This window comes from Thiomicrorhabdus sediminis, assembly GCF_005885815.1.
Classification (GTDB): domain Bacteria; phylum Pseudomonadota; class Gammaproteobacteria; order Thiomicrospirales; family Thiomicrospiraceae; genus Thiomicrorhabdus; species Thiomicrorhabdus sediminis.
Genome location: NZ_CP040602.1, coordinates 1581044 through 1593691, shown reverse-complemented (window position 1 = coordinate 1593691; position 12648 = coordinate 1581044). Strand labels below are relative to the sequence as shown.

14 protein-coding genes are annotated in these 12648 nt (G+C 45.0%); 10 read left to right on the top strand and 4 right to left on the bottom strand.

Annotation, left to right across the window (positions count from 1 at the left end; all coding sequences use genetic code 11):
- The first annotated feature begins 2 nt into the window (after positions 1–2).
- From fliR to FE785_RS07205, 10 genes are all read left to right on the top strand, one after another.
- A complete protein-coding gene (gene fliR, locus FE785_RS07250; RefSeq protein ID WP_138565115.1) occupies positions 3–782 on the top strand; it encodes a flagellar biosynthetic protein FliR in 780 nt (259 codons plus the stop codon).
- Between the two features lie 3 nt (positions 783–785).
- Positions 786–1910, top strand: a complete 1125-nt coding sequence (gene flhB, locus FE785_RS07245) for a flagellar biosynthesis protein FlhB (protein ID WP_138565114.1) — start codon at positions 786–788, stop codon at positions 1908–1910.
- A 40-nt stretch (positions 1911–1950) separates the two neighbouring features.
- A complete protein-coding gene (gene flhA / locus FE785_RS07240) occupies positions 1951–4047 on the top strand; it encodes a flagellar biosynthesis protein FlhA (protein WP_138565113.1) in 2097 nt (698 codons plus the stop codon).
- Position 4048: 1 nt separating this feature from the next.
- Complete coding sequence (gene flhF, locus FE785_RS07235) at positions 4049–5212, top strand: flagellar biosynthesis GTPase FlhF (protein ID WP_138565112.1); 1164 nt, start codon at positions 4049–4051, stop codon at positions 5210–5212.
- Entirely contained in the window at positions 5202–6077 is an 876-nt protein-coding gene (locus FE785_RS07230) for a MinD/ParA family protein (RefSeq protein ID WP_138565111.1), read from the top strand. Before flhF ends, FE785_RS07230 begins: the two co-directional genes overlap by 11 nt.
- 25 nt (positions 6078–6102) lie before the next feature.
- The gene (locus FE785_RS07225; RefSeq protein WP_138565110.1) at positions 6103–6828 is read left to right on the top strand and encodes an RNA polymerase sigma factor FliA; all 726 of its coding nucleotides are present in this window, start codon (positions 6103–6105) and stop codon (positions 6826–6828) included.
- Between the two features lie 46 nt (positions 6829–6874).
- Positions 6875–7270 (top strand): response regulator, encoded by a 396-nt coding sequence (locus FE785_RS07220; RefSeq protein WP_168188932.1) that lies wholly within the window; start codon positions 6875–6877, stop codon positions 7268–7270.
- A 90-nt stretch (positions 7271–7360) separates the two neighbouring features.
- Positions 7361–8035, top strand: a complete 675-nt coding sequence (locus FE785_RS07215) for a protein phosphatase CheZ (RefSeq protein ID WP_138565109.1) — start codon at positions 7361–7363, stop codon at positions 8033–8035.
- Positions 8036–8154: 119 nt separating this feature from the next.
- A complete protein-coding gene (locus FE785_RS07210) occupies positions 8155–10284 on the top strand; it encodes a chemotaxis protein CheA (RefSeq protein ID WP_138565108.1) in 2130 nt (709 codons plus the stop codon).
- A 9-nt stretch (positions 10285–10293) separates the two neighbouring features.
- Positions 10294–10788, top strand: coding sequence for a chemotaxis protein CheW (locus FE785_RS07205; protein WP_138565107.1), 495 nt, complete (start codon positions 10294–10296; stop codon positions 10786–10788).
- 116 nt (positions 10789–10904) lie between these two features.
- Here FE785_RS07205 and FE785_RS07200 read toward each other — a convergent pair whose 3' ends face one another.
- The 4 genes from FE785_RS07200 to FE785_RS07185 form a co-directional block, all read right to left on the bottom strand.
- Positions 10905–11231: an EscU/YscU/HrcU family type III secretion system export apparatus switch protein gene (locus FE785_RS07200; protein WP_138565106.1), complete on the bottom strand. Its 327-nt coding sequence runs from the start codon at positions 11229–11231 to the stop codon at positions 10905–10907.
- 64 nt (positions 11232–11295) lie between these two features.
- Positions 11296–11571, bottom strand: a complete 276-nt coding sequence (locus tag FE785_RS07195; protein WP_138565105.1) for an STAS domain-containing protein — start codon at positions 11569–11571, stop codon at positions 11296–11298.
- A gap of 21 nt (positions 11572–11592) precedes the next feature.
- On the bottom strand, positions 11593–11952 hold the full coding sequence (locus tag FE785_RS07190) for a response regulator (RefSeq protein WP_138565104.1): 360 nt from the start codon (positions 11950–11952) through the stop codon (positions 11593–11595).
- A gap of 52 nt (positions 11953–12004) precedes the next feature.
- Entirely contained in the window at positions 12005–12547 is a 543-nt protein-coding gene (locus FE785_RS07185) for a chemotaxis protein CheW (protein ID WP_138565103.1), read from the bottom strand.
- Positions 12548–12648 lie beyond the last annotated feature (101 nt).

Genomic DNA, 12648 nt, shown 5'->3' with positions numbered 1-12648 from the left:
TTATGAGCTTTAGCTATCCCGAATTTTTACAATTACTGGGACTCTATTTCTATCCTTTTGTGCGTATCGGTGCCATGTTATCGATTGTGCCAATCTTTGGTATTCGCGCCGTCCCGGTGCGTACCCGTGTGATTTTTACGTTGTTTTTAACCATTGTCATCGCACCGACACTTGATCTGCCTCCTGCGGTCGATCCTTTTACCTGGATGGGGGTGTTATATATCCTGCAACAGGTTTTAATCGGATTAACGATGGGCTTGGCGTTTATTATCGTTTTCCAGGCGTTTGTGATGGCGGGACAGTTGATCGCCATGGGGATGGGGTTGGCTTTCGCCTCGATGGTTGATCCGGGCAGTGGCTCGCAAGCACCTATCGTGTCGCAATACTTCACCATTATCGCCACCTTGTTATTTCTGGCATTAAACGGTCATTTGGTGCTTATTCAGGCCGTTGTCGACAGTTTTGAATATCTGCCGGTGGGAATTAACTTCCTAACAACAGACAGCATTCGTCTATTGGTTGAGTTTGGTGGCTATATGTTCTCTGCCGGAGTATTAATTGCCTTGCCGGCGATTACCGCTTTGTTGTTGATCAACGTTTCTTTCGGTGTGGTCACACGTGCGGCACCGGCCTTAAATATTTTTGCGGTCGGTTTCCCGGTGACATTGCTCTCCGGTTTGATAATGCTGTCCTTAACCACACCATTGATGTTGCCGCATTTACAAGAGCTGGTGCACCGTACAGTGGACATGCTCACCCAGTTACGTTTGACAGGAGGTTAAGCCATGGCTGAAAACGAAGACGGCACCGAAAAAAGCGAAGAACCCTCCCAGAAGAAACTGGATGATGCTCGACAGAAAGGTCAGATTCCACGTTCCCGTGAATTAACCACCTTGATGCTGACATTATCGGCGGCATTGTTTTTGTTTGCTTACGGTGGCGTCATGATGGCCGATTTGGTTGCATTGATGACCGATGGTCTGAGTTTTGACAGAGATATCGCGTTTGATGTGCAAAAACAGTTTTCGTTGATTGGCAGTCTGATTGTCCAGGCCATCTATATGATTTTGCCTTTTGTTTTGTTGATGGTTTTGTTGGCGCTGATTTCTCCAACCTTGTTGGGGGGGTGGGCATTCAGTGCGCAGGCAATGGCGCCTAAATTGAGTAAATTGAACCCTATCTCCGGCATTAAGCGCATGTTTTCCATGAATGCGCTGGTTGAACTGTTTAAGGCTTTGGCCAAATTCTCTTTGGTTCTATCGATTGCCAGCTATTTTTTATATATCACTTTTGCAGAAGTATTGGGCTTAGGTTTGGAGCCTTTACATAGTGCCTTGGCCCATGCCGGTGTGATTATTATTCAGGCATTTATTTTTGTCAGTCTGGGTCTTTTGGTGGTCGCGATTGTCGATGTGCCTTTTCAATTATGGAACCACACGCGCCAATTGAAAATGACCAAGCAGGAAGTCAAAGAGGAATATAAACAGCAAGAAGGTAACCCAGAGGTTAAAGGGCGGATTAGACAGGTACAGCGAGAAATGTCTCAGCGTCGAATGATGCAGCAAGTGCCGGAAGCCGATGTCGTTATCACTAACCCGACGCATTTTGCTGTGGCGTTGAAATATGACCCGGAAAATATGCAGGAACCGATGGTTTTGGCTATGGGGGTCGACTTTATGGCAGCGCAGATCAGAACCATTGCCCAAGCCAATAATATTAGCATTATACAAGCGCCACCTTTAGCCAGAGCTTTATACTATAATGCAGAAGTGGACCGTCCAATTCCTTACGATTTATTTAAGGCGGTTGCACAAGTGCTTGCTTATGTTTACCAATTAAAACAAAATGGCAAAGCTGATGCAGTGGATTTCTCCAAGGTGGCAATCCCTGAGAATATGAAAACCGAATAAAATGCTGACTAAGCTGATTTTAGGATTGTAGTTAACCTAGATGGACTTTAGACAAATTATCACCAATATCAAGGAAAACCTAGGTCGCGGTTTAGGGATTCCTATTGCGATCATTGCCTTGCTGGGTATGGTGACGATTCCACTGCCGCCTTTCTTACTGGATATTTTCTTTACCTTTAATATCGCCTTGTCATTGGTGGTGTTGATGGTCACGCTCTATGCAAGACGTCCTCTCGACTTTGCCGTATTTCCAACCATTATTCTATTGGCGACCCTATTCAGGTTATCGCTTAATATCGCTTCAACCCGTGTAATCTTGCTTGAAGGTCATAATGGTGGTGCCTCAGCAGGTCAAGTAATTGAAGCCTTTGGTGAGTTTGTTATCGGTGGTAACTATGCCGTCGGTATAGTCGTCTTTGCTATTCTGGTAGTGATTAACTTTGTCGTCATTACCAAGGGTGCTGGGCGAGTTGCTGAAGTGAGCGCGCGTTTTACCTTGGATTCGATGCCGGGTAAACAGATGGCTATCGATGCCGATTTGAATGCCGGATTAATCACTCAAGAGCAGGCTCAAGCACGACGCGCTGAAATCGCATCGGAAGCCGATTTCTACGGTTCGATGGACGGTGCCAGCAAGTTTGTTCGCGGCGATGCGGTCGCCGGTATCATTATCTTATTTATCAACTTGATCGGTGGTTTCGTTATCGGGGTAGGTCAGCATGACCTGACCTTTTCCGATGCGGTTGAAGTCTATACCTTACTGACTCTCGGGGACGGCTTAGTTGCCCAGATCCCAGCTTTATTGTTATCGACGGCAACGGCGATTATTGTTACCCGTGTTAATAGTGATGACAAGCAAGATATGGGGGAGCAGATGCAGATGCAAATGTTCTCCAGTCCGAAAGCGCTGGGAACCGCGGCCGGTATTGTCGGTTTTATGGGCTTGATTCCAGGTATGCCGAATTTGGCGTTTTTGGCATTTGCTTCAGTTGCCGGTAGCGGGGCTTATTTGATCCATCGTCAGCAACAGCAAAAAGAGCAGGTGCAAAGAGACATTGAGCCTGAAATCGAAGCGGAAGAACAAAAACCGGCCGATTTGAGTTGGGATGATGTGCAGTCGATTGATGTTCTTGGCCTTGAAGTCGGTTATCGATTGATTCCGATGGTTGACCAAGCGCAAAACGGTCAGTTATTGGATCGCGTAAAAGGGGTACGTCGAAAAGTCTCGCAAGAATTGGGCTTTTTAGTGCCGCCGGTGCATATCCGTGATAACCTTGATTTGAAACCCAATCAATATCGTATTATGTTGATGGGGGTGCCTTCCGGTGAAGGAGAGGTCTTCCCGGATAAAGAGTTGGCAATCAATCCTGGGCAGGTGTTTGGTGAAATTCCGGGGACGGCAACCAAAGACCCTACTTTTGGTTTGGATGCGGTGTGGATCGCTTCAAACGATGAAGATCAAGCGCAGGCGTTGGGTTATACCGTGGTTGATGCAAGTACCGTAGTGGCAACGCATGTCAGTCAGATTGTGCAAGATTACGCTTTTGAATTGCTTGGCCATGACGAAGTACAGAAATTACTCGATAAGCTTAAGGATCATTCACCTAAATTGGTGGAAGAACTGGTTCCTGATAAACTGGCTCTAGCAACCTTGGTGAAGATTTTGCAGAATTTGCTGCAAGAAAAGGTGTCTATTCGCGATATGCGAACCATTCTTGAAACCTTGACCAAAAAGGCGGCTGTTACGCAAGATGCCGCCGAGCTGACGATTCATGTGCGTACTGCCTTAGGGCGTTCGATTATTAAGGATTTAGTCGGTCAGGATCAGGAGCTCAAAGTCATTACTTTGGAGCCTAGCTTGGAACAGTTGTTGCTGCAAGCTACGCAGGGTGCGCCAGAAGGTCAATTGGCGATTGAGCCGAGCTTGGCGGAGCGTTTGCATGGCACGCTTAGAGAAGAGTCGCAAAAGCTTGAAATGAGCGGGCAATCGCCTGTATTGCTGGTCGCTCCACAAATTCGTGCCCAGTTAGCAAGACTGTTTAGATACAGTTTACCGGGGTTGTATGTTCTGGCGTATTCAGAGGTGCCGGAAAATCGACAGATTAGTGTTGTTGCCAGTGTAGGACAGGGAGGATAACTTGAAAATTAAACGTTATTTCGCTGCCAATATGCGTCAGGCAATGAATTTGGTTCGCCAGGAGCATGGCGATGATGCGGTGATTCTGTCAACCAAAGATGTTGAAGACGGGGTTGAGGTGGTTGCCGCACTTGACCCTGAAATGACCGAGCAGAAACAGAATCCTAATCCGGTCGGTTCAAGCTATAAAAGCCCTGAAATGACACGCTCGGTGGAACCGCCAGGTGCCAATCAACAGGATATTGCCGCCATGGCCGGCGAGCTTAAGGCGGTGCGTGCCATGCTGGAAAACCAGTTATCCGGTTTGGCCTGGGGACAATCTGAGCAAACTGAACCTGAACGTGTCGAATTGATTAAACGTCTATTAAAGCTTGGTTTTGGCTGGCGTTTGAGTGAACAATTGGTTAACGATTTGCCGGTTGTCAATACCCAGGCTTGGGCAAGTATTTTGGCATCAATTGAAGAACAGATTCCTGTTGATCACAGAGATATTTTAGAACATGGCGGCATTGTTGCTTTAGTAGGTCCGACCGGTGTTGGAAAAACGACAACTATTGCCAAGATGGCTAGCCGTTTTGTGATGCGCAACAGCCCGTCAGAACTGGCATTGATTACTACCGACTGCTATAAAATTGGTGCTCAGGCACAGTTGAAAACCTTTGCCGAGCTGATTAATGTGCCGGTTTATGTCGCCGAAAACCAAGGTGAGTTAGTGGCTTTACTGTCATCTCTGGCGCATAAAAAGCTGGTATTGATTGATACTGCAGGCATGAGTCAGCGTGATTTGCAGCTGTCCCAGCAAGTGACCTCTGGTCATAACGGTATTACCACGGTAAGAAATTATTTGGTGATGTCGGCTGCAACGCAGTTGTCGGTCATGAAAGATATTGTTCAGTCTTTTAACCAGGTGGTATTGAAAGGCTGCATTTTGACCAAGGTAGATGAGGCGTTGCAACTAGGTAATGTGTTAACGGTATTGATTGAAGATCAATTACCGATTTCCTATCTATCAAACGGTCAGCGAGTTCCGGAAGATCTGGAGTTGGTAAGAAAACGTGAATTAATTGATCGAACTATCGTGCTCGGTCAGCAGAATAAAAACGCTAATGAAAATGAGCGAGCCTACCGATTAGGTATGGGTAAGGAGATATCAGATGCTCAATGATCAGGCTGCAGGACTTAGAGCTATGCATGCAAATACACCGAAAGGATCGATGGAGAATAAACCGGTTCGTGTTATTGCTGTTGCCAGCGGTAAAGGTGGTGTGGGTAAAACTAATGTTTCAGTCAACCTTGGTGTAGCCTTAAGCAAGCAGGGGAATCGTGTGTTGCTGATGGATGCCGATATGGGGTTGGCGAATGTCGATATTATGTTGGGCTTACAGACCAAATATAATCTGTCGCATGTTCTTGATGGTGAAAAAACACTTAAAGAAGTGATTGTTGAAGGCCCGGCGGGTTTAAAAGTGATCCCGGCTGCATCCGGTGTTAAACGTATGGCTCAGCTTAGCGCAATGGAAAATGCCGGGATTATTAACGCTTTTTCTGAACTTAGCGGTGAATTAGATGTATTATTAATTGATACCGCTGCTGGTATTGCTGATTCCGTGGTGAGTTTTTGTCGTGCCGCACAAGAAGTGGTCGTAGTGGTTACCGATGAACCTGCTTCAATCACCGATGCTTATGCATTGATAAAAGTATTGAGTAAGGATTATCAGCTAAATAAGTTTAGACTATTAGCCAATATGAGCCGCTCAACCGCGCATGGTCGCCAGCTTTATGAAAAATTGGCCAAGGTGTGTGAGCAGTTTTTGGATGTCAGTATCGATTATTTAGGTACCGTACCGTTTGACCATGATTTGCGTGAAGCGGTGCAAAAACAGGTGCCGGTAACCGTCTACCGTCCAAATAGTGAAGCGGCTAGATCGTTTAATTTAATGGCCAAACAGGTTCAAGGTTGGCCAATTCCTCGCGGAGTGACCGGCTATCTGCAATTTTTTGTGGAAAACCTATTTCAGTCAGGCCATTAGAGATAGTTAAGGGTAAATGCAACCTATGACAGGGACAAACGTTTACGAACAAATTCAGCGTCAATCCAGTTCTGAAGTGCTGGATATAGAAGCTTACCTACCGCTTGTAAAACGTATTGCCTACCATTTGAAAGGGCGATTGCCTGATAGTGTTTTTGTTGATGACCTGATTCAATCCGGCATTATCGGGCTGATTGAAGCTACTCAGAAATTCAATGCCAACCAAGGCGCCAGTTTTGAAACCTATGCCGGCATTCGTATTCGTGGCGCCATGCTTGATGAAATCCGTAAAGGCGACTGGACTCCACGTTCGGTGCACAGAAAATCCCGTGAAGTCAGCGATGCCATTGCCAAGGTTGAAGGGCGAATGGGTCGTGAAGCACGAGATGAAGAAATCGCCATCGAGATGGAAATCACGATTGAAGATTACCATCAGATTTTGCAAGACACTAATTCGGCACAGCTGCTGTCGATCGATGAGCCTGATCACGATGAATTGGCCGAAGATAGAATGGTCAGTGGTGGCATGACACCTTTTGGTGAATTGGCGGAAAGTGGTTTTCAACAAGCGTTGGTGGAAGAAATCTCCAATTTGCCGGAAAAAGAAAAATTGGTGATGGCACTTTATTATGATGAAGAGCTTAACTTGAAAGAGATTGGTGAAATCCTCGAGGTGAGCGAGTCTCGAGTGAGTCAGATTCACAGTCAGGCTATTAAGCGTATTAGATCACGTATGGCGGAATGGATTTAATACAATTCTTACTGCTTTAGACACTTAAATCGATTGGAATTCTATTATGTTTCTTAACCAGGCCATGACGATTTTGGTGGTTGATGATTTTTCCACAATGCGCAAAATTGTGCGTAATCAATTGCAAGAGCTGGGTTTTGATAATATTCTTGAAGCCGATGATGGCCAGAGCGCCTGGTCGCTGCTGGATTCCGGTGAAAAAATCGATTTTATTGTCAGTGACTGGAATATGCCGGGCATGACGGGCATTGAGTTATTAGCTAAAGTCAGACAAGATAATCGTTTACATAAAATACCCTTTTTATTGATTACCGCAGAAGCCAAGCGTGCGCAAATTATGGAAGCGACAGAGCTGGGAGTGGATGGTTATATTCTTAAGCCTTTTACCGCTTCGGTTCTGCATGAAAAAATGCAACGTATTTTTGCCAGACAAGACCCATAGAACAATGACATATCTTATTGATAAAAATAATAATAGGCTCGATACCTGATGGGTATAGAGCCTTTTTAGTTTTAAGCCAGAGGAAAAGTTATGACAGTTGCCACAGATATTCCTGTAGAAAAAGTGCAAGCTCTATTAGAGGCATTGCAAAGCAACCAAGCTGTCGAAGCCGGTCAATTGTTGGATGAATTGACACAGATTCGTGAATCAGAAATCTATCATCAGGTTTCTCAATTGACCCATGATTTGCATGAAACCTTGGATCATTTGGAAGACGATCAGTTATTGATGCAAACCAAGCACGATATTCCTGATGCAGCTGAACGTTTACAGTATGTGATTTCCACTACCGAAGAAGCCAGTGCGAAAACTTTAGATAAGGCTGAAGAGGCGATACAAAGTTTGGAGAAACTTGAAGCGATTCTTGCCAGCGAACGGGTTAACCAAGAAGAACAGACAGATTGCGTCGCTTTATTGCATCAGCAATTGACCGAGATTATGCTTGCACAATCTTTCCAGGATTTGACCGGTCAAGTACTCAATCGCGTTATTTTGGTCATCAGTTCTCTTGAGCAGAGTTTGATCGAGTTAATTGAGAAATCTGGGCGTGATTACCATGCTATTCCCGATCGAGTGGCCGATGCCGATGGTCAAAAAGCTGACGAAATGAAAGGGGTAGGTCCGAACGTTACCCAAAAATCCAAGCAGGATATCGTTTCTAGCCAAGAAGATATCGATGATTTATTGAGTGATTTGGGTATTTAATTCAATAGATTAGCTTTAATACCAATAACAGAGTTAAATCTCTGGCATAAGCCTTGCTTTTATGTCGCAAAAGAAGCGCTACTAAGGTAGTCATTGGCGATGACCATGAGGTAAAGATTGTGGATGAAGAAATTTTACAAGACTTTCTAGTCGAAGCATCAGAGTTGGTAGAGCAGCTGAATGAACAGCTGGTCGATCTGGAGCAGTCTCCAACCGATGCAGACCTGCTGAATGCGGTGTTTAGAGGGTTTCATACGGTAAAAGGGGGGGCAGGTTTCCTTGGTATTACACCGTTAATTGAAGTCTGCCATCGTGCCGAAAACGTATTCGATAAGATCCGTAATGGCGATGTTAGCTATGATGCAACGGCTGCCGATGTCATCCTCAGAGCGTTCGACGTTATCAGTGATGCGATTGAACGTTTGAATGATGGTGAACGTGAATTGCCGGAAAACGATCCGCAGCTTTTGCTTGAACTTGATGCGTTGACCAAGGGGGAAGTTGCCGTGGAGCCTGTGGCTGAGCCGGAACCGGCAGTGGATTCAAGTGTCGGCTCGGAATTGAAATTGGCTGAAGGGGTCGATCCAGATGGTGATATGACCGATGAAGAGTTTGAAGCGCTTTTGAATCAAAGAGATGGCGGTTCCAGCGAACCTGAAGCGAAATTGAGTTTAGCCGAGGGGGTTGACCCCGATGGTGACATGACCGATGAGGAATTTGAAGCTCTGCTCAATCAACGTGATTCCATCCAAGACGGAGACGAAAAAGCCGCTTCCGAATCTCCGGCAGAAGCCAAACTGGCGTTGCCAGAAGGTGTTGATCCTGATGGTGATATGACTGACGATGAATTCGAAGCCTTGCTGAATCAGCGCGATTCGATGCAGGAATCACCGGTTGCCGCACAAGATGCGATGTCCGATAGTGAATTTGAAGCCTTAATGAATGAAGAGTTGGTGGTTTCGGAGCCAAACCTTGCCGATAAAGCGGCAGAAATTGCACAGCCGACCGTGAGCAGTCAGCCTGCCAAGCCAGCAGAAACTTCGGCAGCGCCAGCAAAGCCAGCTGCCAAGCCTGCTGGGAAAAACACCGCTGAATCCACGGTTCGAGTTGATACCAAACGTCTTGATGAAATCATGAACCTAGTAGGTGAGCTTGTTCTGGTTCGTAACCGTTTGCTGACATTGCGCGGCGGTGAAAGTAATAATGAGGCGATTTCCAATGCAGTAGGTAATCTGGATCACGTCACCACGGATCTGCAGGCTTCGGTAATGAAAACACGTATGCAGCCTGTTAAGAAGGTCTTCGGTCGCTTCCCACGCGTTGTGCGTGATTTGGCTCGTAAGCTTGGTAAGGATATCGAGTTGGAGTTGCAAGGTGAAGAGACGGATCTGGATAAAAACCTGGTTGAAGCTTTGGCCGATCCTCTCGTTCACCTGGTTCGAAACTCCGTCGACCACGGTGTTGAAATGCCCGATGTTCGTGTGGCCGCAGGTAAGCCGAGAAAAGGTACCGTGGTATTAGCCGCAGAGCAAGAAGGTGATCACATCCTATTATCCATTACCGATGACGGTAAGGGGATGGATCCAGACATGTTACGCCGCAAAGCGGTGGAGAAGGGCATGATGGATGAAATGGCGGCCAATCAGTTGGATGATAAGGCCGCTTTTGAATTGATTCTATCTGCCGGTTTCTCGACCGCCGAACAAATCAGTGATATCTCTGGTCGTGGTGTGGGAATGGATGTTGTCAAAAACATGATTACCAAACTTAATGGTAGTATCGATATTCATTCGGTATTGGGGCAGGGCACGCAGATCAGTATTAGAGTGCCGCTGACATTGGCTATTTTACCAACCTTGATGGTCGGTTTTGACCAAGAAAGCTATGCCATTCCTTTAACCAGCGTACAGGAAATTTTTGATTTCGATTCGAGTAAAACCAATAAGATTGATGGTTCTATGATGGTCAGACTGCGTGAGCGCAGCATTCCATTATTCTTCCTTGATAACTGGTTGGCACCGGAAACGGTCAAAGAGAACTATGAAGGCGATAAGGTGGTCATTGTTTCTGTCGGTAACGAGCGAGTCGGTTTGGTGGTCAATCAAGTCAATGGTCAGGAAGAAGTGGTAATCAAGCCTTTGGGGGTCGGTCTGAAAAACGTCAAAGGCTATGCCGGCGCAACGATTACCGGTAACGGTAATATCGCCTTGATTTTGGATTTACCTGGCGTTGTAGAGCGGTTTCAATAGGAGAGAGTTATGGAGTTGATGAATCCATCAATACCAGGAGGCAATATTCCGGTAGATAATATGGACGATGAGGATTATATTGGTCCAAGCGCTCGATGTGTGTTGTTTACCTTGGAAAACGAGACCTACGGCATCCATGTTAAAAAAATTCGTGAGGTGCTTCGTGTCGGCAATATCCGTAAGGTAGCTGGTGCAGACTACAATGTTTTAGGGATTATCAATGTTCGTGGTGTTATTGTCACTGTGGTTGATACACGCACCATGAACGGTATGCCAAAAAAAGAAGTCGACGATTTATCGCGTATTATTATTGTCGAATTGGATGATGAACGTACTGTCGGTATGTTGGTTGATTTTGTGATGGAAGTAAAAGACATCCCTGAAAATAAAATCGAAGCCTTGTCTTCGTCAAGAGGTGATCAATCGTCTAAATATATTCAAGGTATCGCCCATTATCAGGACAATATTATTATCCTGATTGACGTAGACAATCTGTTCGATTAGTTTAAAGTTTACGATTTCTATCTAAAAGCCGCTTTAAAGCGGTTTTTTTATGGCTGGGATTTGGTGTCTAAGTGGATAGCGAACAGACTAAAGATTTTAGATGTGATTAGTCAGGCTTAGTTATCGGCCTTGTTGTGCGGATTCGAATTTTGTTCCGCTTTGTGATCCAGTTTGCCACTGACCTGATAGGCAAACACCAGTACTTGAGCGACGGCTTCATACAGCGTGGCGGGTATTTCAGCATCGAGCTCCACTTGTGCGAGCAGTTCGACGAGTTCATGGTCTTTTTGAATGGGGATGTTATGCTGTTCGGCGGTTTCGATAATTTGCTGGGCAATCAACCCCGAGCCTTTTGCGGTCACTTTGGGGGCGGACGATTCGTCGCTATCATACTGTAATGATACGGCAATCTTTTCGGCTAGATTCTCATTTTCGTTATTCATGATGGGATTCTGAGATTATAGGATTTGAGGTTATAAAAAAAGCGGCTATTGCCGCTTTTCTAATCTAGTTCAGTTGAAGTGCCTGGCTCAGGCCAATCTTCTCGGCACCTTGCTCGAGTACTTCGGGCGTATCCTGCCAGCTAACTTGTTTTTGCTGCTCGGCAGCGTATTTTATCAAGGTTAGTAGACTTTGTAGTCCGGAAGTATCAATCGTCTCAAGTTTATTCGCATTAATAACGATTTCATTATCCGCTTCATTGAAAGCTTTATTGATTTCACCAAAGTGGGTCTCAATATAGTGAATGGTCATGTTTTCAGGTAGTTGGACTTCAGTAGCCATACTCGCACCTCGCGAAACAGATTATAAAACTCGGCTGATCACCGATAATAGCTTTTCAGGGCTGAAAGGTTTAACAATCCAACCTGTCGCACCAGCTTCTTTACCTTTGGTTTTCATATCACCGGACGATTCTGTCGTTAGACATAAAATCGGCGTGAATTTGAAATTAGGCATGGCTCTCAAGGCTGTAATCAATTCGATACCATTCATATTAGGCATGTTAATATCAGTAACGATTAAATCAAATTGACCTTGTTTGGCAAGTTCCAGGGCAACAGCTCCATCTTCTGCCTCGGTGACATCATGTCCGGCAGATTTTAACGACATGCTTACCATTTGACGCATTGATTTAGAATCATCAACAGCTAAGATTTTAGACATCTTAAATACTCACTTTTTAGAATGTTTATTCGCTAATAATTATACAGAGGCTCTAGTCAATATTAAGGGCTTTTTTAATATAAGTGAGTATGCCGTCGTTAATCAACTGATCAACATGCAATACAATCACCATCTTGTCACCAACTGTCGCCAGTCCATTAACATATTCTGTGTGAACCATTCCCGTCATTTCAGGGGACGATTGTAATTCCTCTTTATTAATGCCGTATACATCTGATACGCCATCGACAACTAGGCCAATAATTTTTTGGGTTCCGGCACTGTCGGTCGAACGCACAATAATCACTACCGTTGAATCGTTGTAGGTGATTTCCTGCAACCCGAAACGGACTCTTAAGTCGATAATTGGAACCACTGAACCACGTAAATTGATAACGCCCATTACATAGCTTGGAGTGTTTGGAATGGCGGTGGTTTTTTCCCAGCCTTTGATTTCTTGTACACGAAGAATATCGACACCATACTCTTCATTACCTAGAACAAAACTTAATACCTGATCGTCAGCATTGTCTTTGTGTTGTTCTATTTGATCATGAATGTCTTCAATATCTTTTTCGACCATATCCTTATCCATAGGCGTATCTCTTTATGGTTAGACTGTTCCAATAAATTACCTTATTAAAAGGCAAACGTCTAGTTCTGCAAATGTTTATTCAGCTAAATTATTTCTTTTAA